This is a genomic window from Cupriavidus sp. FW306-01-F10A, from assembly GCF_058782785.1.
In genome coordinates, this window is the sequence record NZ_JBYSYA010000013.1 from 1 (window position 1) to 21342 (window position 21342).

15 protein-coding genes are annotated in these 21342 nt (G+C 69.9%); 4 read left to right on the forward strand and 11 right to left on the reverse strand.

Going from position 1 to position 21342, the window contains the following annotated elements; genetic code table 11:
* Positions 1 to 236, reverse strand: a 236-nt coding sequence (locus AC3WLF_RS19000) for an aldehyde dehydrogenase family protein (protein WP_492358691.1), incomplete at its 3' end; no start/stop codon positions are given.
* 293 nt (positions 237 to 529) lie between these two features.
* Between AC3WLF_RS19000 and AC3WLF_RS19005 the strand changes: the two genes are divergently transcribed.
* The gene (locus tag AC3WLF_RS19005; protein WP_010811291.1) at positions 530 to 1417 is read left to right on the forward strand and encodes a LysR family transcriptional regulator; all 888 of its coding nucleotides are present in this window, start codon (positions 530 to 532) and stop codon (positions 1415 to 1417) included.
* On the opposite strand, the gene AC3WLF_RS19010 is transcribed toward AC3WLF_RS19005, so the two are convergent.
* The 3 genes from AC3WLF_RS19010 to AC3WLF_RS19020 all read right to left on the reverse strand — a co-directional run bounded on the left by AC3WLF_RS19010 (position 1414) and on the right by AC3WLF_RS19020 (position 5365).
* Positions 1414 to 2346 carry an alpha/beta hydrolase gene (locus tag AC3WLF_RS19010; protein ID WP_492321544.1) on the reverse strand — a complete coding sequence of 311 codons (933 nt, stop codon included), beginning with the start codon at positions 2344 to 2346 and terminating at the stop codon, positions 1414 to 1416. The genes AC3WLF_RS19005 and AC3WLF_RS19010 overlap by 4 nt on opposite strands.
* 110 nt (positions 2347 to 2456) lie before the next feature.
* Positions 2457 to 2876 (reverse strand): Cu(I)-responsive transcriptional regulator, encoded by a 420-nt coding sequence (cueR, locus tag AC3WLF_RS19015; RefSeq protein ID WP_010811293.1) that lies wholly within the window; start codon positions 2874 to 2876, stop codon positions 2457 to 2459.
* Complete coding sequence (locus AC3WLF_RS19020; protein WP_492352669.1) at positions 2876 to 5365, reverse strand: heavy metal translocating P-type ATPase; 2490 nt, start codon at positions 5363 to 5365, stop codon at positions 2876 to 2878. Before AC3WLF_RS19020 ends, cueR begins: the two co-directional genes overlap by 1 nt.
* 197 nt (positions 5366 to 5562) lie before the next feature.
* Between AC3WLF_RS19020 and AC3WLF_RS19025 the strand changes: the two genes are divergently transcribed.
* Positions 5563 to 5763, forward strand: a complete 201-nt coding sequence (locus AC3WLF_RS19025; protein ID WP_492321546.1) for a heavy-metal-associated domain-containing protein — start codon at positions 5563 to 5565, stop codon at positions 5761 to 5763.
* Positions 5764 to 5834: 71 nt separating this feature from the next.
* On the opposite strand, the gene AC3WLF_RS19030 is transcribed toward AC3WLF_RS19025, so the two are convergent.
* Positions 5835 to 6557 carry an OmpW/AlkL family protein gene (locus AC3WLF_RS19030; RefSeq protein ID WP_492321547.1) on the reverse strand — a complete coding sequence of 241 codons (723 nt, stop codon included), beginning with the start codon at positions 6555 to 6557 and terminating at the stop codon, positions 5835 to 5837.
* A gap of 270 nt (positions 6558 to 6827) precedes the next feature.
* Positions 6828 to 8816 carry an alkyl/aryl-sulfatase gene (locus AC3WLF_RS19035; protein ID WP_492358632.1) on the reverse strand — a complete coding sequence of 663 codons (1989 nt, stop codon included), beginning with the start codon at positions 8814 to 8816 and terminating at the stop codon, positions 6828 to 6830.
* A gap of 175 nt (positions 8817 to 8991) precedes the next feature.
* Between AC3WLF_RS19035 and AC3WLF_RS19040 the strand changes: the two genes are divergently transcribed.
* On the forward strand, positions 8992 to 9624 hold the full coding sequence (locus AC3WLF_RS19040) for a TetR/AcrR family transcriptional regulator (RefSeq protein ID WP_492358633.1): 633 nt from the start codon (positions 8992 to 8994) through the stop codon (positions 9622 to 9624).
* Here AC3WLF_RS19040 and AC3WLF_RS19045 read toward each other — a convergent pair whose 3' ends face one another.
* The 5 genes from AC3WLF_RS19045 to AC3WLF_RS19065 form a co-directional block, all read right to left on the reverse strand.
* On the reverse strand, positions 9625 to 10578 hold the full coding sequence (locus AC3WLF_RS19045) for a delta(1)-pyrroline-2-carboxylate reductase family protein (RefSeq protein ID WP_492358634.1): 954 nt from the start codon (positions 10576 to 10578) through the stop codon (positions 9625 to 9627). It abuts the gene before it with no gap.
* A 59-nt stretch (positions 10579 to 10637) separates the two neighbouring features.
* On the reverse strand, positions 10638 to 12863 hold the full coding sequence (gene pbpC / locus AC3WLF_RS19050; RefSeq protein WP_492358635.1) for a penicillin-binding protein 1C: 2226 nt from the start codon (positions 12861 to 12863) through the stop codon (positions 10638 to 10640).
* Positions 12860 to 13564, reverse strand: coding sequence for a lysoplasmalogenase (locus tag AC3WLF_RS19055; protein WP_492358636.1), 705 nt, complete (start codon positions 13562 to 13564; stop codon positions 12860 to 12862). The genes pbpC and AC3WLF_RS19055 overlap by 4 nt, the downstream gene beginning before the upstream one ends.
* Complete coding sequence (locus AC3WLF_RS19060) at positions 13561 to 19635, reverse strand: alpha-2-macroglobulin family protein (protein ID WP_492358637.1); 6075 nt, start codon at positions 19633 to 19635, stop codon at positions 13561 to 13563. Before AC3WLF_RS19060 ends, AC3WLF_RS19055 begins: the two co-directional genes overlap by 4 nt.
* A gap of 109 nt (positions 19636 to 19744) precedes the next feature.
* The gene (locus tag AC3WLF_RS19065) at positions 19745 to 20230 is read right to left on the reverse strand and encodes an Lrp/AsnC family transcriptional regulator (RefSeq protein ID WP_010811303.1); all 486 of its coding nucleotides are present in this window, start codon (positions 20228 to 20230) and stop codon (positions 19745 to 19747) included.
* A gap of 169 nt (positions 20231 to 20399) precedes the next feature.
* On the opposite strand from AC3WLF_RS19065, the gene phhA reads away from it, so the two are divergent.
* Positions 20400 to 21329: a phenylalanine 4-monooxygenase gene (gene phhA / locus AC3WLF_RS19070; RefSeq protein WP_492321554.1), complete on the forward strand. Its 930-nt coding sequence runs from the start codon at positions 20400 to 20402 to the stop codon at positions 21327 to 21329.
* The last annotated feature ends 13 nt before the right edge of the window (positions 21330 to 21342 follow it).

Consider the following 21342-nt stretch of genomic DNA (forward strand, 5'->3'; position numbering starts at 1 on the left):
TGGTCGAGCAGCTCCTTGAACTTGAACAGGATGCGCGCGCGGCGCAGCGGCGGGGTGTCGGCCCAGGCGGGGAATGCCGCATGGGCGGCGGCAACGGCGTCGGCCACGTCCTGCGTGGTGCCGAGCGCCACGCGTGCGGCGACTTCGCCGGTGGCGGGGTTATAGATATCGGCCAGACGCTGCGATGCGCCGCGTGTCTGCCGGCCTGCGATGCTATGGCCGATGATGGTCTGCACCGCGCTGGCTTCTGCAACTATGTCTTCCACTTCCGCTCCTGAATGCTGGGTCGCTGACGGCATGCGGCTTGCCCGAACTTTGCGTCTGGTGAAGACGCTGGCGCAAACATCCGCCAGTCTCGCACTGGCATCGATGCCGCGTCGCACAAGGCGTGCCGGGCCGTATTGAGCGCAAGCTTGGTGCAGTTGCGCGGCCCCGTCCAATGATTTATCGTCAATCGCAATATAAGCCACGCAAAATATTGCGCCGCACCACGCCTCGCTCCCGCGCCACCTTTCGCCCCGACACTGCCTTGGACCTCCACCACCTGCGCGCCTTCGTTGCCGTCGCGCGCGAGGGCAACCTGACCCGCGCCGCGCAGCGGCTGCACCTGACGCAGCCCGCAGTCAGCCTGCAGCTGAAGGCGCTGCAATCAGCGTGGCGCATCCGGCTGTTCGAGCGCACTGCCGCGGGCCTGACGCTGACCGCCGACGGCGCCGCATTGCTGCCGCTGGCCGAGCGCATCCTCGACGGCGTGGGCGACCTGCAGCACACCGTCAGCGCGATGCATCACACCGTGCGCGGCCGGCTGGCGATCGGCACCATCCTCGATCCGGAATTCACGCGGCTGGGCCCGATGCTGCGCACGCTGGTGGAACGCCACCCGCAGATCGGCACCGAGCTGCGCCACGGCATGTCGGGCTGGGTGCTGCAGCAGGTACGCAGCGGCGCGCTCGACGTGGGCTTCTACCTGGGCCAGCCGCCCGACGCCGGCTTCCATGCGCTGACGCTGACGCCCTTCTCTTACTACGTGGTGGCGCCCAAGGGCTGGAAAGAGCGCACCGCGCTGCGCTCATGGGCGCAGCTGGCAACGCTGCCGTGGATCTGGACGCCGCCCGAATCGGCGCACAACCGGCTCTTGTCCGCGCGCTTTGCGCAGGCCGGCGTCGACCCGGCCGGCGTGCCCAAGGTGGCGCATGTCGACCAGGAGGCTTCGATGCTCGACCTGGTGCGCTCCGGCGTGGGGCTGTCGCTGGTGCGCGACGCGATCGCGCTGCGCGAATCGCATGCGCACGGGCTGGTGATCGTTGAAGGGGTCTCGGTGCAGACCGAACTGACGCTGGTATGCCTGGCCACGCGCCGCGACGACCCGGTCGTCGCGGCAGTGTTCGGCGTGGCCGAGTCGGTGTTCCGGACTTAGTGTCCCTGCTGCTGCAGGTGACGCTGCAGCCAGCCGGTCAGCGCCGCGAACACTTCGCCGCGCAGCGGCAGCGCTTCATTGAAGATCTCGTGGTAGCCGTGCTCGAACCAGACCTGTTCGCGCAACTCCGGCGGCGCGTGGTCGAAGAAGCTGCGGCTGCCGGCCGGGTCCACCACGCGGTCGGCGCCGCCGACCAGCATCAGCGTGGGGGCCTCCAGCAGCGCGGCATCGGCCTGGGCCTGCGCCATGCCGCGGATAAAGCTCTCCAGTACACTGGCGGTGATGGTGGTCTGCACCAGCGGGTCTGAGCGGTAGGCGGCCACCACGGCGGGATCGTGCGACAAGAGCCGCGCATCGATCGGATTGGGCACGCGCAGCCGCGGCGCCAGCGCCAGCAGCACGCGGTGCAGCGCCAGCATCGGGCCCGACAGGCGCAGCGCCAGCGCGGGCGAGGACAGCACCAGCGCGCGCACCGGGCGCACGCGCGCGGTGGCAAAGCGCGCCGCGATCATCCCGCCCATGCTGTGGCCGAGCAGGATCGGCAGCTCGTTCCAGCCAGGCACCGCGGCATCATAGATCTCGGCGAGGTCGTCGAGGTAGGCATCCTGATGGTCCGCCACCATGCGCGCGCCGCCGCTGGCGCCATGGCCGCGCAGGTCGTGCGCACGCACGCGCAGGCCCAGCCCGCACAGCACATCGGCCACATGCTGGTAGCGTCCGGCATGCTCGGCAAGACCATGCACCAGCAGCACCGAGCCGAGCGGCTCGGCAAAGCGCGCCGGATCGGGTTGCCAGGTGCGCAGCAGCAGCTCGGTGCCGTCGCGCATGCGCTGGCGGCTCTGCACCGGCGCGTGCGTGCCGGCAGGGGTAGCGGCAGGCATGCCGGCAACACCGGCAATAGCAGGATCGTCCGTCATCGGTTGTTCCATTCGCGCAAGTCTCCTCCCGGCACGGAGCGCCAGCAAAGCGCTGGCGCCGGCTGTCGTTATTCTTTGTGGTGCTGCCTGCTGCCTGCCTTGCCTTGCACTGTCTGTCCCGCTCAACCGTGGCAGGCAAGCCTGCCCTGAGCTTCCGGCTGCGCCATATCGGCCAGGATCGGGCAATCCGGCCGGTCGTCGCCGCTGCAGTGCTGCGCCAGCTCGCGCAGCGTGTCGCGCATGGCCGCCAGTTCGGCGATGCGCAGCTCAAGGTCGGCCACATGCCGCAGCGTCAGCGCCTTGACGTCGGCGCTGGCGCGGCCGCGGTCATGCCATAGCGACAGCAGGTTGCGGATCTCGTCGAGCGAGAATCCCAGATTACGGGCGCGCCGCACGAAGCGCAAGTTGTGCACCGCGCGTTCGTCATAGCGGCGGTAGCCGCCCTCGGTGCGCGGCGGTGCCGCCACCAGCCCGATCGATTCATAGTGCCGGATCATCTTGGCCGACACGCCCGACGCCTGCGCCGCTTCGCCGATATTCATCACTCACCTCCTTGCGCGGCAGGTGCCGCACCGGCTTGTGGACGCCAGCGGCGCAGCAGCAGCGCATTGCTGACCACGCTGACACTGGAGAACGCCATCGCCGCACCCGCCACCACCGGGTTCAGCAAGCCGGCTGCGGCCAGCGGAATGCCCACCACATTGTAGAAAAAAGCCCAGAACAGGTTCTGCCGGATCTTGCGCACGGTGCGGTGCGAGACCGCCAGCGCATCGGCCACCAGCGCCGGGTCGCCGCGCATCAGCGTGATGCCGGCGGCGTGCATGGCCACGTCGGTGCCGGTCGACATGGCAATGCCCACGTGCGCCGCCGCCAGCGCCGGCGCATCGTTGATGCCGTCGCCCACCATCGCCACCACCGCGCCATCGCGCCCCAGCGCCTGCACCCGGGCGGCCTTGTCCTCGGGCAGCACCTCGGCCTGCACGTCGTCCAGCCCCAGTGCCTGCGCGACGCGAGCCGCCGCGCCGGCATTGTCACCGGTCAGCATCACGGTGCGCACGCCGGCCGCACGCAGCCTGGCGATCGCCGCCGGCGCGCCCGGCTTGATGGCATCGCCGAACGCGACCAGCCCGGCCACGCGCGGCGGCGTGGTTTCGACCAGCCACGACACGGTACGGCCATCCGCGCGCAACTGCTCCGCCAGCGTTGCCAGCGAGCCTGCCGCTGCGCCCAGCGCGTCACGCAGGCGCTCGCTGCCCAGTTGCAGCGCCTGGCCGTCCACCACGCCGGCAATGCCGCGGCCCGGCAGGGCCTGCACCTCGGTGGCCTGCGGCGCGGCAATGCCGCGCGCCTGCGCCGCGGCCAGCACGGCGCGGGCCAGCGGATGCTCGCTGCCGGCCTGCAGCGCGGCCAGCCGCGCCAGCAGCGCGCTGCCGTCGGCATCGGCGGGATCGGCCGCATGCAGCGCCACCACTTCCGGCTTGCCGACCGTGAGCGTGCCGGTCTTGTCGAATGCCACGACGCTGACGCGGTGCGCCACCTCCAGTGCCTCGGCGTCCTTGATCAGGATGCCGGCGCGCGCGCCGGCGCCGGTGCCGGCCATGATTGCCGTGGGCGTGGCCAGGCCCAGCGCGCACGGGCAGGCGATCACCAGCACCGCCACCGCGTTGAGCAATGCGGTTTCCCAGTCTCCGGCAAAGAGGCCCCAGCCCAGCACCGTCAGCAGCGCAATGCCCAGCACCACCGGCACGAACACCGCGCTGACCTGGTCGACCATGCGCTGGATCGGCGCCTTGGCCGCCTGTGCGTGCTCGACCATGCGGATGATGCGTGCCAGCACGGTCTCGGCGCCCACCGCCTCGGTGCGCGCAACCAGCAGCCCTTCGAAATTGATGGCGCCGCCGGTGATGCGGTCGCCGGGCTTCTTCGGCACCGGCACGCTTTCACCGGTCAGCATCGATTCGTCCGCGTGGCTGTTGCCTTCGATCACCTCGGCGTCCACCGGGATGCGCTCGCCGGGGCGCACCACCACCTCGTCGCCTACGCGCACCGCCGCCAGCGGCACGCTCTGCTCCACACCGCCGCGGCGCACGCGCGCGGTATCGGGACGCAGCGCCGCGAGTGCGCGAATGGCATCGGCGGTCTGGCGCTTGGCGCGGGTCTCCAGCCACTTGCCCAGGCGCACCAGCGTGATCACCACCGCCGCGCTTTCGAAGTACAGGTGCGGCATGGCGTCGGCCGGCGTGCGCCACATCAGCCACAGCGACAGCCCATAGGCCGCCGTCGTGCCCAGCGCCACCAGCAGGTCCATATTGCCCGCGCCGGCACGCACCGCCTTCCAGCCAGCCTTGTAGAAGCGCCAGCCGAACACGAACTGCACCGGCGTGGCCAGCAGCCACTGCAGCCATGCCGGCAGCATCCAGTGCACGCCGAACCATTCCAGCACCATGGGCGCCACCAGCGGCAGCGACAGCGCCGCCGAGATCGCCACCGGCCAGGGGCCGTCCCAGAAGGCAGTGCCCTGCCCGGCCTGCGGCGCCTGCGATGCGGCATCGGCCACCGGCGTCGCGCCATAGCCGGCGCGCGCGACCGCGGCCACCAGCGCAGCGGTATCCGCCGCTCCGCGCAGCAGCGTGACGCTGGCGCGCTCGGTCGCCAGGTTGACCTGCGCCTCCATCACGCCCGGCACGCCGCGCAGCGCCTTCTCGACCCGGCCAACGCATGAGGCGCAAGTCATGTCGGCAATATTCAGCTCGATGGTGTCCTGCGGCACCGTGTAGCCGGCATCGGCCACGGCACGGGCGGCGGCCGGCAGCACCGCGCCCGAGTCGGCGCGCAGCGTTGCGGCTTCAGTTGCCAGGTTGACGGCCACGTCGCGCACGCCCGGCACCCGGGCCAGCGCGTTCTCCACGCGGCGCACGCATGAGGCGCAAGTCATGCCGTCTACCGGCAGGCGCCATTCGGGCATTTCGTCGGCCGGCCGGTCAGCCGGCCTGACAGGTTGTGAAGCGAGCACAGCGCTGGAATTTGGCATGGGTTCTGAGTCATCCACAGTGTCGATGTCAGCATCATGGACCTTACCATCATTGGAAGGTCAAGGTCGGATGCACAGGGGGTTACCGTCACATAAGCGCCAATAAATTCCTCTTGCGCTTCCCACCATGGGAACGTTCAAACTACATCTGTCGCGGCACCCGCCGCCCGTCCCATCCCGTTCAGGAGAGTCCCACCATGATCCAGTTCCAGGTCGAAGGCATGTCGTGCAACCACTGCGTGGGCGCCATCACGCGTGCCGTACAGGCGGTTGACCCGGCCGCGCGTGTCAGCGCGGATGTGCCCGCCCAGGCCGTACGCGTCGAGAGCAGCGCCGACACAGAGGCCCTGCGCGATGCCATCGAAGAGGCCGGCTATCCGGTCAGGTCGGTGGCGTAAGCTGGCCACCGCAGCCGGCGCCAATAAGAAAGGGCACCCCCGGTGCCCTTTCTGCCGTCAGTGTGCCGCGCTCAGAAGCGGTAGCCCACGTTCAGGAAGGTCACAACGGGATCGATCTTGATCTTGGTGTGCGACTGGATCGTCACCGGGCCCGCCTGGGTGGTGAAGGACGCGCGGGTCGACACCGGCACGTACGAGACCGACAGGCCGACAAACCAGTTGTCGTTGATGGCGTAGTTGGCGCCGATGTTGAAGACCGGGTTCCACGACGGCTTGGCGCTGGCGGTCATGCGCGCACCCGGCACGAACTCGCGGTTGACGAAGTTCTGGTTGGTGATGGTCTCATCGGTGAACCAGGTGTAGTTCACGCCGATGCCGACATAGGGACGGAACCTGGTCTTGGCGTCGAAGAAGTGGTACTTGACCAGCAGCGCCGGGCTCCACTGCTTGACCGAACCGAGCTTGCCATACTGGGCATAGTTGCCGGTGCCCTTGACGTCGTGCTTGGGCGGAATGCCCGCGACGATTTCACCGGAGATGTTGTCGGTGAAGTAGTGCGTGAAGCCCAGGCCCAGCGTGTCGGCGGATTCGATTTCCGCGCCGGTGTTCGGCCGGGTCAGGCCCACCGGGCGGCCGTTGATGCTGTCGACAGTCAGCGGATCGGCGGAGCTGTTCGGCATCACGCGGAACCAGCCCAGGCTGACGATATTACTGCCGGCGGACTGCGCGTGTGCGGCTCCGGCCAGCGCCATGACAGCGCCCGCCGCCAGCATCTTCTTATAGGTCGATTTCATAATCCTCTTACTCCTCTTTCGGTTACTGCCGTGTGCATTATCCGGCCAGCCGGTGCACGACTGTTTCACCGATGACACTGATTCGTAGAGGACGCCCCCTAAAAGGAGGGTTAACCACTAAGAAACCAGCATGGGAGCGGCTCTCAGGGCGGGTCACCGAGGCATCCGCACAACGGTTTATGCCGCGCGCAGGAAAAAACCCTCAGGCAAGAGCGGTTTTATAGGGCGGGCACGCAACAGTGGCCGCGCGCCTGCCCCATCCCTGTGCGGTCAGGGTGTCACGATGCTGAAGTTCGGCTCGGCCTTGTCCATCAGCGCCGTCCACGCCACCAGCGCCTGCGGGTCGCCGTCCACGCGCGCGCGGCCCGCCTGGGTCTCGGCCTGCAGCGTGGTCTGGCCGGCCAGCACGCCCATCAGCACGGCGCGCGGCATGGTCAGCGTGGCCTGCGGGGACGCGTGCTGCGCGTCGGGCTTGTAGCGGAACACGCCGTTCTCAACCGTCAGCGCAAAGCGCTTGCCGGTGTCCGGCTGTACCCAGTTCAGCGCCAGCGTCTTGCCCGCGGCGCGGTCGCCGTTCAGGCTGATCGCCAGGTAGTCCAGGAACATGGTGTCGGTCATGGCACGCAGCACGTCCGGGCTGCCGGCGCGGCGGCCGGCCTGGGGCGGGCCGCTGCGCAATTCGGCGGCACCGGTCAGGTAGGCATTGCGCCAGGTCGAGGATTCGGCCTGGTAGCCAAGCTGCTCCAGCGCGTCGGCTTCCAGCCGGCGGGCTGCTTGGTTGGACGGATCGGCAAAGACCACGTGCTTGACCACCTCGGCCACCCAGCGGTACTCGCCACGCGCGTACGCTGCGCGCGCCTGCTCCAGCACGCGGGGCGCGCCGCCCATGAATTCGACATAGCGCTTGCCCGCCTCTTCCGGCGGCAGCGGGTTCAGGTTGGCAGGATTGGCGTCATACCAGCCCAGGTAGCGCTGGTACACCGCCTTGGCGTTGTGGCTGACGGTGCCGTAGTAGTCGCGCAGATGCCATTCGGCAGCCAGCGGCGGCGGCAGCTTCACGCGCTCTGCGATTTCGGCCGGCACGTAGCCCATGTTGGCCAGCCGCAGCGACTGGTCATGGATGTACTTGTAGCCGTCGCGCTGCTTGCCCAGGTAGGTGACGATGTCCTGGCGGCCCCAGGTAGGCCAGTGGTGCTGGGCGAACAGGACCTCGGTGCGGCCGCCGAAGCGGTCGATGGTCTCGTCCAGCGCGCGCCACCACTGGTTGGCGTCGCGCACTTGGGCGCCGCGGATGGTGTACAGGTTGTGCAGGTTGTGGGTGGCGTCCTCGGCGGCGCACAGTGCCTTCCACTGCGGGAAGTACATCAGCATCTCGGCCGGGGCCTCGGTGCCCGGCGCCATCAGGAATTCGATCTGCACGCCGTCGATGGTGCGCGTGTCGCCGGTCTTGTGGATCAGGTCCGTCGGCGCAATCAGCGTCACCGTGCCGTGCGCCACGCCCTTGCCCAGCCCCGCATCCACCTGCCCGGTGGCCGAGCGCGGCAGGTGGATGCCATACATGTACTGCGCGCGGCGGCTCATGGCGTTGCCGGCGAAAACGTTCTCGCTGACGGCCTCTTCCATGAAGCCTTCCGGGGCCAGCACCTTGACCCGCCCGGCCTTGACGTCGTCTTCGCTGATGACACCCTTGACCCCGCCGAAGTGGTCGCCATGGCTGTGCGTGTAGATCACCGCGACCACTGGCTTTTTGGGCCGGTGCTTGAAGTACAGGTCGAGGCCGGCGCGCGAGGTTTCCATCGCCGTCAGCGGGTCGATCACGATCAGGCCGGTATCGCCCTCGATGATCGTCATGTTGGCGATATCGAAGCCACGGATCTGGTAGATCCGATCCGTCACCTGGAACAGCCCGTTGTGCATATTCAGCTGGGCCTGGCGCCACAAGCTAGGGTTCACGGTGGCTGGCGCCTGGTCTTGCTTGAGGAAGCCGTACGGGTCCAGCGCCCACACCACGTTGCCCTTGGCGTCACGGATCTCGGCATTGTCCAGCGTGCCGATAAAGCCACGGCGCGCTGCCTCGAAGTCACGCCGGTCCTGGAACGGCAGTTGTTGCAGCACCGCCGCATTGGCACGGGCGGTGGCATCGGTGGCTGGATTGCCCGCGGTGGCCGGGGCAGGTGCGGCGCCGGCGGTGCCGGCAAGGCTGATTGCGGCTGCAGCCAGCGCGGCGGCGGCTGCGGCAATGGCAGTCGGGTACGACATCTTGGTCTCCTGGAAATCCTGGGCCGGATGTCCGTCTCCGGCCTGGCTTCTGTAATTATGCTGAACGTTCAGTACAATACTGGAGTTTGCTGGCAGATCCCGGCCGCTGTCAAATAGGCATCCGGCCCGAATACTCTTAAATTGCTGCCGGCACCACCTGTCTTCCGCCCCGCCCATGCCACCGACCCGCCCGGCCGCACAAAAGCCTCCAGCCTCCGTCACCAAGAACCGCCGCGGCCTGGAAACGCGCGAACGCGTCATTGCCGTGACGCGCGGACTGATCAGCGCGCACGGCTACGCCGAGGTGACCCTCGACCAGATCTCCGCCGAGGCCGGCGTGGCCAAGAGCAGCCTGCTGTGGCATTTCGGCAGCAAGGAAATGCTGCTGGCGGAAGCCGCAACCAGCCTGTTCCGGGACATTGGCGAGGGGCTGGGCGCAGAGCCGCACCGGGGCAAGACCGCGGCGCGGCGGCTGGAAAACGCCTTCGACCGGGTGGCCGACTATTTCACGGCCAATCCGGAAGCCAAGGGTGTCGTGCTGGCCCTGCTGTTCTCAGGCAGCGTGCCGCCCAGCGTGCGCGAGGAGATCCGCCGCAGCTGGGACGCGCATGTGCAGGACCTGGTCGATGCGCTGTCCGCCCCGGGGCGCCCACTGCCCGCGCCGATCGCGCGCCTGATGGTGGCGACCATCCATGGCTGTTACTGCCACTGGTATGCCAGCGACCGCAGCGAACCGATCGCCGGCTTCCTGGCGCCGGCGCGCGAGCTTTTCAGCGACTGGCTGCGCGCCAGGGACGGCGGCGAGTAATCAGCCGCGGCTGGCCAGCACGCAAGCGGCCAAGTCCCACAGCGCGTAGCCCACGCTCTTGAACACCAGCGGGCTGCCAGCCCGCGCGCGGATGGCATCGGCCTGCAGGATCGCGGTCTCGAACGGCTGCACGTCGGCCCAGTCGATGCCGGCCTGCAGCAGGTCGCCGGCCTCGTCCTCGATCCCGAACAGGGTATCGGCCAGCAGCCGGCCGCTATCCGCGGCCGCATGGCACAGCGCCGGCGGCAGTTCGCACATGTCGGGCCGGAACGCGCCGACCGCGGCAATGAAGTGATCGTCGCGCCAGAGGCCGCTGTCCAGGTCCGGCAGCACCGGGCTGCGGCTGGACGTGACCGTCACCACCATCGATACCCGGCGCAATACCGCCGCGACCGACTCGGCCACCTGCGCTTGCACCCCCAGCGTGCGCGCGTGCGCGGCCAGCGCCTCGGACTTGTCGCGCGTGCGCGAATGCAGCCACACCTTGCGCACGCCCAGCCCGGCCACGAAGGCCTCCAGGTGCGTCAGCGCCTGCACCCCGGCGCCGACGATCAGCAACTCGCCATCCTTGCGCGCGGCAAAGCACTGCGCCGCCAGCAGCGACACGGCCGCAGTGCGCCGTCCCGTCACCGTGGGGCCGTCGAGCATGGCGATACGCGCGCCGGTGTGCGCGTCGGCCACCACCACCTCGCCGAGGATATTGGGCAGCCCGCGCTGCGGGTTGCCGGGATGGACGGTGATGTTCTTGGTCATCACCAGGCTGCGGTTGCGCGCGGGCATCACCAGCAGCGTGCCTTCGCCACCTTGCGCATCGCCCACCGGCAGTGCAATGCGCGGCGGCGCCATGGCGGTGCCGTCGCGCAGCTCGGCCAGCATGTCGGCGATGGCTTGCGCCAGTTCGGGATACGGCAGGCGCGCCGCCGTGCTGGCGGCATCGAGGGGGACGAGGGACATGCGCTGGCTCCGGCAAGACGTTGCGAAGCGCCATTATTGCGCACAGAGCGCCAGCGGCCTCAGCGCTTGGCCGCTGGCACCGGCGCGCGCACTGACGCGCCACGCACCTCGATGCCGATGCGGTCCACCACCTTGCCAGACGCATCGAGCAGCTCCACCTGGTGCCGCCCCGGCCACGGCAGCCATGCCACCTCGCCGCCGCGCCCCAGCGGCTTGCCGTCCATGCGCCAGCTGACCGTGCGCGCGGTCTGGCCGGCCACGCCCTCGGCATGGAACCAGACCCGCTGCGCCGCGGGCGGCATGTCGGGGTCCAGCGCAAACACGGTGCCGTCGGCGGGATTGGCGATCACGGGTGCGGTCGGGCGCGCGGCGGGTGCGCTCACGCTGACGCGCCGGATCGCCGTGCCGGCCAGAAAGACTTCATCGCGTGCCGGCTCCAGCCCGTCGTCGAAGCTCAGCGCCACGCGCTGCACGCCGGCGGGCATGGCGGGCGCGTGGCTGGCGCGCGCGCGGTGCAGCGCTTCCATGATGTCGTGCCAGACCGGCGCTGCGCCCGATACGCCCGAAACCTCGTGCATGCTCGCGCCGCTGGCATTGCCGACCCACACGCCCACGGTGTAGTGCTGTGACCAGCCGATGCACCAGTTGTCGCGCATGTCCTTGCTGGTGCCGGTCTTCACCGCGGTCCAGAAGCGCGTGGTGAGCGGGCTGTCCAGGCCGAAGGTGCGCGCGCGCGCATGGCGGTCCGACAGGATGTCGGCGATCACGTAGCTCGCGCCCGGCTGCATCACCGCTGTCATCGGTGCGGCCGCTGCCCCTTCCCGCAGCCGTGGCGGCGCGTAGCGCCCGCCATTGGCCAGTGCCCGGTACGCATTGGTCAGCGCCAGCAGCGACACGTCGGCGCTGCCCAGCGCCAGGCTGAACCCGTAGTAGTCCCCGGCCTCGGCCAACGGCAGCCCCAGCGCCACCAGCCGCTTGTGGAAGCGGTGCGGGGTCACCATCACCAGCGTGCGCACCGCGGGCACGTTCAGCGACGCGGCCAGCGCCGCGCGCAGGCTGACCCAGCCGACATAGCGGTGGTCGTAGTTCTGCGGCACGTAGAGCCCGCCGCCGACCGGCAGGTTTACGGGCCGGTCGTCCAGCAGCGAGGCCGCGGTCAGCCGCGTCTCTTCCAGCGCCTGCTCGTACAGGAAGGGCTTGAGCGTCGAGCCCGCCTGCCGCAGCGCGGCCGCGTGGTCCACCTGCGCGGCGCCTGACAGCGTGCCCGACGAGCCCACATAGGCCAGCACGTCGCCGCTGGCATTGTCGATCACCACCACCGCGCCGTCCTCGACATTGCGCCCGCCCAGTTCGCGCAGGTGCCGGTCCAGGCTGGTGGCAGCCACGCGCTGCAGGCGGGCATCGAGCGTGGACGCGATGCGCGCAGGCATGGGTACGCCCGCGGCCAGTTGCGAGCGCGCTTCGCCGACCAGGCGCCGTGCCAGGTGCGGTGCCAGCTGCGGCGACGCCGCCGATGGCGTGGCGGCCGCGGCGCGCTGCGCGACCGGCCCGGTGCGCAGCAGCGCCAGTTGCGCAAAGCCTTCCAGGCCTTCGCACTCGCGCGGCAGGCGCATCTCGCGCAGGATGCCGCAGGCGCGGCTTGCCACCTGGGCGGCCTTGGCATTGGGCGCGCGCACCAGCGCCACCGCCAGGGCCGATTCCCTCGCGTTGAGCCCTTCGGGGTACTTGCCGAACAGCACCTGCGACATCGCCGACAGGCCCACCAGCTCGCCGCGGAACGGCACCAGGTTCAGGTAGCCCTCCAGGATCTGGTCCTTGCTCCAGCTGCGCTCCAGCGCCGCCGCACCGGCGGCCTGCCCCAGCTTCTGCGTCAAGCTGCGGCCCTGCCCCGGAGCGCCCGGCCGGCGCAGGTCCTCATCGAGCAGGCCCGCCAGCTGCATGGTCAGCGTCGAGGCGCCGCGCGTGCGTGTGTTCCACAGGTTGGCCCAGGCCGCGGCCGCCACGCCCTGCCAGTCGACCCCGCTGTGGGCATAGAAGCGCCGGTCCTCCGACAGCACGATGGCAGTGCGCAGCGCGGGCGAGGTATCGGCCAGCGCGACCCAGTCGCCGCGGCGCGCGCGGAAGTCGTCGCGCACGCGGCCCACGGTATCGCCGTGGCGGTCCAGCACCACCACGTCGGCACTGCGCCAGTCGGTACGGACTTGCTCGAAGGACGGCAGGGCCATGGCCGGCGCGGACCAGATCAACGCCGTCACCAGCACCATGCGAATACAGCGCTGCTTCATGCCTGCTCGCGTCCCGCCACGATGCCCGCCACCAGCAGCACCTGTGCCGCGGCGTAGGTCCACCAGATGCCAAGCTGGAAGGATTCGAACGGCACCAGGAAGCGCGCGATGCCGATCATCATGTCCGATGCGGCAAAACACAGCGCCCCCAGCGCCGCCAGCGGCGTGGGCAGGCGCGCCACCAGCGCGCTGCAGGCCATCGCCGCCAGCACGCCCACGTATACCGCCACCGGCACCGTCAGCGGGCCCATATTGGGCCAGAAGCGGCCCAGCATGGTGCCCGCCACGCCCAGCATGGCGCCGCACGCAATCAGCCGGTGCGGGCGCGTGTCGCCCGCCAGCGGCACCAGCACGCGCAGGTAGGCCAGGTGCGCGAGCAGGAAGGCGCCAAGCCCGCCCATGAACGAAAACGTCAGCGTCGGCAGCGCCAGCAGGAGGTCGCCCAGGGCCGAGAACAGCAGCGCAGTGACCAGCCAGCGGCGCTCAACCAGCGGCCGGTGGAACCACGCGGCGCGTGCCAGCAGCAGCGCCATCGCGGTCTTCCACGCGGGCTGCATGGCGATATGCCCGGTCAGCGGCGCGCCTTCAGGCAGCTCGATCGCCACCTGCACCAGCAGCGCGCCGTAGATGATGCCGGCCAGCGTGCCCGCGAGCCACCACTCGCGCACGCGTGCCGGCATCATCATCGACAGCCAGCTCATGGGCGCGCCCCCACCGCCAGCCGCGCATTGGGCGCCACGCCGAACACGTCGGGCGCGTACATCGCTTCCACGCGCGTGGGCGGCAGCGCGAAGTCGCCGGCGTTGTTCAGCCGCACCGTGTATTCGACCGATACCGTGCCCTTGGGCAGGTAGCCGAAGTACTCGCGGTAGGCCTGCGGCGTGCGCTCGGTGTAGGCCGGCCAGGCCGCGCCCTTGCGCTGCTCGCCGCGCGTGGCGATCGCGGAGTCACGGCCCAGGCCGCTGCCGAGGATGGTGGCGCCGGCAGGCACCGGATCGCTGACCACCACCCAGGTCATGTCGGCCTGCGCATCGATCTCCAGCTTGACGCGGTACACATCGCCGCGCGACCACTTGCCCTGCACCGCCTGCTCCTGCGGGGTCACGGTGCGCTTGATGCGGTAGCCCGCGGCCAGCGGCGCGGTCACCGGCACCGCCGCCAGCGCCTGCACCGTGGCCCACGGATGGCCGGCGCCGGCGTGCTCCACCTGCAGCGTGCCGCCGTCGGCGCCGGTCGGCCACGGCAGCTCGACGCTGCCCTCGGCCACGCCGTCGGTGCGCTGCGCGCGCGCCCAGTCGAAACTGCGCGAGGCGTCGGCCGCATTGCTCACGCTCGCCCGCGTGGTGCCCGCCACCGGTGTCTTCTCGAACGCCTGCGAGAAGCGCGTCACCGCCAGCATGCCCCACGCGTTGGCAGTGGTGGTGCCCCAGGCACCATGCACCTGCCGGCCCAGCAGCCCGGTGGCCAGTTGCGGCGCATCTTCCTTCCAGCCCGGCAGTTCCGACGCCAGCGCCAGCAGGCGCGCGGCATTGGTGTCGCCGCCGGCCATCATCCACCACCAGTTGTCGTTGCGCTCGGTGGAGAACGCCAGGCGCGTGCCCTGCACCGTCAGGCGCGAGCGCAGCAGCTGCTGCGCCTCGGCCAGGCGTTGCTCGCGCTGCGGGATGTCCTGCATGCGCGTGAGCAGCAGGGTCCAGTCCAGCAGCGCCGAGGTCGGCCACTGCGCCGGCAGGATCTGGATCGACCCCAGCATGCGCGCCTGCGCATGGCCGGTGCGCGACAGCGCCTCGAGCGCTGCCAGCTTGCGCGCCTCCAGGTACTGCGTGCCGGCCACCGGCGCCCAGCTGTCGCGGCGGATGCGGCCTTCGACGAAGTCGGTCAGCCCGCGCTCCATCTGCGTGCGCTGCGCGTCGGGGATGCGCAGCGCCAGCCCGACGCGCGCGGCCTCGTCGGTGACCGCCAGCAGGTAGGCGGTCAGCACTTCGCTGCCAAAGTCGCCGTCGGCGTTCAGCGGGAAGTACGAGGCCAGCCCGTTGGCATCGAGGTAGGACGGCAGCTGCGTCATCAGCGCGTCCCACGCGGCGGTGTCGTTCAGGCCGATGGCCTTCGATGCGCGCTGCTCCAGGCAGGTGAACGGGTAGTTGCGGAACCACTCGCGCACGCCCGGCATACCGCCCGCCAGCGACGACTGGAAGTTCACCTGCAGCCCCCCGCGCACCTTGCCCGCAGGATCCGCCAGCGCGCCCGGCGGCGCCTTGAGCGGCACCGACAGCGACGGCGACACCTGCGCCAGCGTGGCCTGCTGCACTGTCACCGGCACCGCCGGCACGATCTGCTGCGACACCTTGATGCGGTCGGCCGCCCCACCCGTGCCCTGCTCGCTCGCCTGCACTTCCCACATCACCGTGCCGCTGCGCGAGTACGCCAGCAGCGCGGGCGCGGTCACGTCCCAGCCAATCTCGCGCGCTTCGCCGGCGGGGACCTGCACGGTCTGCGCCGGCAGGCTGGCCTCATTGCCGAGCAGCGTGCCGCGCGCGCTGGCCTGCACCGTCATCGCGCGCTTGGTGGTATTGCGCAGCGTAAACATGGCGCGGTAGCGGTCGTCCTCGCGCACCAGCAGCGGCAGGCCGGAAATCACCTGCAGGTCCTGCGTGGCGGCGATGGTGGCGCTGCCCGTGCCGAAGCGGCCGAGGCCAAGGTCCGCCACCGCGACGATGCGGAAGCTGGTCAGCGAATCGTTGAGCGGCACCTCGATGCTGGCGCGGCCCTCGGCGTCGAGCTGCACGCGCGGGTTCCATACCAGCAGCGTGTCGAACAGCTCGCGCGTGGGGCTCTTGCCGCCGCCGCCGCCCGCCGGCACCGCCTTGCGCCCGTAGTGGCGGCGCCCGATGATCTCCATCTGCGCGGTCGACGTTTCCACGCCGTAGCCGCGCCGCTGCAGCATCGCATCGAGCAGATCCCAGCTGGTGTTGGGCATCAGTTCCAGCAAGGCCTGGTCCACCGCGGCCAGGGCCACTTCGCCGTTGGCGGCGGGCTTGCCGTCGGGCAGCTTCACCTGGATCGCCACGCGCGCCTTGCCGCGCACCGGATAGCTGGCCTTGTCCGGCGTCACGGTAACGTCGAGCCGGTGGCCCGCATTGCCGACGCGGATCTCGGCCAGCCCCAGCCGGAAGGCCGGCTTGGACAAGTCCACCAGCGCGGTCGGCGCGGCATATTCGCGGCCCTCGCTGCGGAACGCGCGCCACCACTCGCCCGGCTGGCGCCAGCCCCAGGTGAAGAACGAATACCAGGGCACCTCATGCAGGCGCCCGCGCAAGGCCAGCACCGACACGTAGACGTTGGGCCCCCACTCCGGCTTCACATGCACGCGCACGGTGGGATCGCTGCCGTGCAGCTCCACCACCTGGGTCTGGTAGATGCCCTCGCGCTCCACCGCGACCAGCGCGGTGGCATGGCGGAACGGCATGCGCACCTGGAACACCGCGGTCTCGCCCGGCGCGTAGGACTTCTTCTCCGGCAGCAGGTCGATGCGGTCATGGTTCTCGCCGCCGAACCAGAGCTCGCCCTGGCGCGTGACCCAGACCGTCGAGGCCGCCTGCGCGGTGCGTCCGTCCTTGTCGCGCGCGCTCGCCACCAGTTCGATCTGGCCGGCCTGCTCCAGCGCCACGTCGCAGCGCGCACGGCCTTGCGCATCGGTGCGGGTCTCGCACACGGTGCCGAGGTCGCGCGTCTCGGAGCGGTTGTCATAGCGGTAGAAGCCGCCCACCACGCGCTTGCGCGCCGAGGTGGTGATGCGTGCCCGCGCGTTGATCTTGACCGGCGCATCCGCCACCGGCTTGCCGTTGACGTCCAGCACCACGCCGTGCACGGCCAGCTTCTGCTTGACCGAGACCCAGCCATCGGTGCGGATGCCGGCCACCACCGCCGCCGGCCACACCGGCACGGTCTGGCGCAGCGTCTGGATCTCGCCGTTGGGGTCGGCAAAGCCGGCTTCGAGCAGCAGGTCGCGCGGGGCTTCAATCTTGGGCAGCTTGCGCAGCGTGACGGTGCCGTTGCCGTTCTTGTCGAGCGTCACCGGCAGCTTGTCGGCGACCAGCTTCTGGCTGTCGGCACTGGCATCGCCCTGCCCGTCCTCATCCATCTCCTCGTCGCCGCTGGCGCTTTCGCGCTGCGCGCGCGGCGGGTTGAACGAGAACTCGTCATAGCCGGGGAAGCTGACGTATTTGTCGCGCAGCAGCGCGGACACGCGCACGGGCAGCCCGGCCGCACCGCCGCCGGAGAGGTAGTGGATCTCCACGCCGACCGGCAGTTCGGCAGGCGCCACCACGGCCCCCGCCTTGCCTGCCACCTGCAGCGTGCCGGCCAGTACCGGCAGGCGGAATGCCTCGACCCGGAAACTGCCGCTGGTGTAGCTGCGCGCGCCACCATTGTCCTGCGCTGCGCCTTCGCCCTTCTGCGTTTCCAGCTCGACGCTGTAGACCCCCAGCTTGGCCGCCGCCGGCACCTGGAAGGTGCTCTCCGCGCTGCGCCCGCCGGTCGCGGTCTGGCGCCATTGCAGCGGCAGCTCGTAGGTCTGGCCGCTGCCTTCATGGCGGATCACCACGCGCGTGGGCAACGGGCGGCTGGCCGGCGGCAGGGCAAAACCCTGCGCGGTCTCGGCACGGATCAGGTGCTTCATCGACACGGTCTCGCCGGCGCGCAGCAGCGTGCGGTCGAAGATGGTGTGGGCGCGCACCGTGGGTGCGGTGCTGGTGTCGGTCGGCACATTGAAGCGCCAGCTCTCGATGCCGCGGTTCCAGTCCGACATCACGAAGGCCATGTCGGCCTTGCCGCGTGCCTGCGGGTGGCCGGCGGCGATGCGCGCCGAGACGAAATATCCCGACAGCCCGTTCTGCTCGCAGGCGCTCTCGGGCGCGGCAGCCAGCCTGGCAAAACGCACCACGCCGCTGGCATCGGTACGCCCTTCGCCCAGCAGGCGGCCGCTGCAGTCGCGCACCGCCACGGCGGCATCGGCAACCGGCTTGCCGTCATCCAGCGTGGTGACCCAGGCCAGCCCGCTGCGGCTGCCGTCGTCTTCATTGCCAGCGCTGCGGCCCAGCTTGAAATGCACGCCCAGGTTGGTAACCAGCGCCGCGGTGCGCACGTACATCGGCGCGCGCTTGCCCAGCAGCGACTCGCCCAGCATCGGCGAGGCGATCTCCACCACATGGAAGCCCGGTTCCGGCAGCGGGATGCCCATCACCTCGAACGGCCGCGGCGCATCGCCCGAAGGCTTGGGCACGGCCAGCTTCTGCACGCCGGGGGCGCGATCCAGCAGAGACACCGAGCGCGTCTCGATCGACACCGCATTGCGCGGGTTGTTGACGCGATACGGGGATCGGCCCGCCAGCACGGCGTCGAGCTCGGCCCGGGTATAGCTGGCCTCATGCATGCGGCGCACCAGGCCAAACCATTGCATCACGGCCGTGTCGTCGTCCACGCGCAGCTTCATCACGGTGCCGGCCCTGGCCTGCACGCCGCGCACGGCGAGGTCGGCCTCGACGTTGCGCAGCGTCACCGGCAGCAGCGGCGGGTAGTCGGCCGGCGCCTTGCCGCGCGGCAGCTCGCCGAAGCGTTCCACCACGCCAAACGGCGCCGCGGCAAACTTGGCCAGCGGCGGCATCGATGCGGTGGCCACCTTGAGCGGGAACAGGTCGGCATTGGCCAGCGTGCGGCCGCTGTCGTCCTTCAGGTTGCGCGGCACTTCGATGGTGAACTGGGCCTTCTCCGCGAACGGCGCGGCAAAGGTCAGCGCGCTGACGCTGGCGTCCGGCGCCAGGTCGGGATCGAACTGCGGCGCGCGCGGGCCGGACGGCGTCTTCAGCACCACACTCTCGGCCAGCTTGCGCGGCACCGGCGAGGAGAAGCTGACCGACATCGGCCGCAGCGGCGTGCACGGCGACTGCGCGTGTTCACGCTCGCAGCTGAAGCTGGCGGTGAAGGGTTCGCGCACGGTGTAGTCAAAGCGGCGCTCGTCGCGCGTGGCCACGCCGGACGGCGTGGCAATGCCCGCGCCCAGCACCAGTTGCACCCGCGCCGCGGCCGGCAGCCGCTGCTGGCAGGCAAGCAGGTGCACGGCATCGGGCGCCTGCCTGGCGATGCGTTCCCAGTGGATGGCGTCGAGCACGGCATCACGCTCCTTGCCGGCAAGCAAGCGCACCGGGATGCGCTCGCCCAGCCCCTGCGCCTGGCACCAGGCGTGCTCGCGCACCGAGGCCGCGGTGGCGGCGCCATTGAAGCGCAGCGCAAAGACCTGATCTTCCTCGATCTCGCCGCCCGAAGGCCGGCTGGACACGACCGTCGGGCCCCCGGTCTCGAACCGGTACTCCGGCTTGCCGGCATAGGCGGTGCCGGCCACGCTGCGCAGGCCGGTGCGCATGCGCACGGTGCAGCGCACCCCCGGCGGCAGGTCGCTGGCAAAGTCATAGACCCAGTTCTTCGCATCGATCCAGCGGGCCTGCCCGCCGGTGCCGGCACCGGTGCAGGAAACCGCCGCGGGCGCGGTGGCCTGGACGTCGCCCATCGGCACCATGGCCTCGTCGAAGCGGATCGCCACCTGCCGCACCTGCCCGACCGTGCCTTCAGGGGAGAAGCGCGTCACCTGCGCGGCCTGCGCGCCGCCCGCTGCCAGGATTCCAAGCGTGGCCACCAGGGCCAGGACTGCGCGCCGCGCATGCAATTGCGTTGGCATCCTGCCAAGACCCCGATCGGCTCGGGCGACGATTCCCTTCATCCTGCCATCCTCCGTTCCCGCCACGTTTGCGGCACCTGGCGAGGGTGACACGCACGCCACAGGAGCGCAAGACCGGCACGCAAACCTGCAACGCGCCGCAGGAAAAGATTCAGCGCAGGTGCGACAGCGGCAGCGGCCCGTCGCACTTGATCGCGGTCAGGACGATATTCGAACGCACGCTTTCCACGCCGGGCACGCGCATCAGCCGCTTCATGGTGAATTCGGCCAGCGTGGGCAGGTCGGGCACGACCACGCGGATCAGGTAGTCAGCCTCGCCGGCCACCGAATAGCACTCCTGCACCTCTTCCAGCAGCAGGATCTCTTCGCGGAAGCGTTCGATGATGGTGTCGGCATGGTGGGCCAGCTTGACGCTGATAAAGACCATCACCCCCAGGCCCAGCGCCTGCGATGACAGGTTGACGCGGTAGCCGGTGATGACGCCGTCGGCTTCCAGCCGCGCCAGCCGGCGCCCGACCTGGCTGGGCGACAGGTGCACGCGTTCGGCCAGCTGCTGGTGGGTGGTGCGGCCGTCGGCCTGCAGGACGGCCAGCAGCGCGAGGTCGAAGGGGTCCAGGGAGACGCCGGAGGCAGTCATACACAAATCCCGCACTCTTTATTTGAACGATGCACATTATATGCGCCGCCGCACCAAAACAAGCGGATTTTGCGGCCATTCTGCGCGCCTGGCTGTCTAAACTACGCAGTAAATCCGCATTCATGCTGCCGCCGATGCAGCAAGCACGCATTACAAGGAGACGCGCACCATGTCCATCGCCACGGCCACCGAAGCCCCCGGCGCCTTCCAGGGCACCCTGACCGACAAGCTCAAGGAACAGTTCGACGCCGGCCTGCTGTCCGGCCAGGAACTGCGCCCCGACTTCACCATCGCCCAGCCGGTGCACCGCTACACCAGCACCGACCACGCCATCTGGCGCAAGCTGTACGAACGCCAGGCCGCGATGCTGCAGGGCCGTGTCAGCGATGAATTCCTGCAGGGCCTGGCCACGCTGGGCATGGACAAGGACCGCGTCCCCGATTTCGACCAGCTCAATGAAACCCTGATGCGCGCCACCGGCTGGCAGGTCGTGGCCGTTCCCGGCCTGGTGCCGGACCAGGTGTTCTTCGAACACCTGGCCAACCGCCGCTTCCCGGCCAGCTGGTGGATGCGCAAGCCCGAGCAGCTGGACTACCTGCAGGAGCCGGACTGCTTCCACGACGTGTTCGGCCACGTGCCGCTGCTGATCAACCCGGTCTTTGCCGACTATATGGAGGCCTACGGCAAGGGCGGCCTGAAGGCGAACGGGCTCGGCGCGCTGGACATGCTGTCGCGGCTGTACTGGTACACGGTTGAATTCGGCCTGATCCGCACGCCGCAGGGCCTGCGCATCTACGGCGCGGGCATCCTGTCGAGCCAGGGCGAGTCGATCTACAGCCTGGATTCGGCCAGCCCCAACCGGATCGGCTTCGATGTGCGCCGCATCATGCGCACGCGCTACCGCATCGACACCTTCCAGAAGACCTACTTCGTGATCGACAGCTTCGAACAGCTGTTCGATGCCACCCGGCCGGACTTTGCGCCGCTCTACGAAGAACTGCGCGCGCAGCCGACGCTGGGCGCGGGCGACGTGGCCCCGGGCGACCAGGTGCTCAATGTCGGCACCCGTGAAGGCTGGGCCGACACCGAAGACATCTGATCCGGCCCCTTGC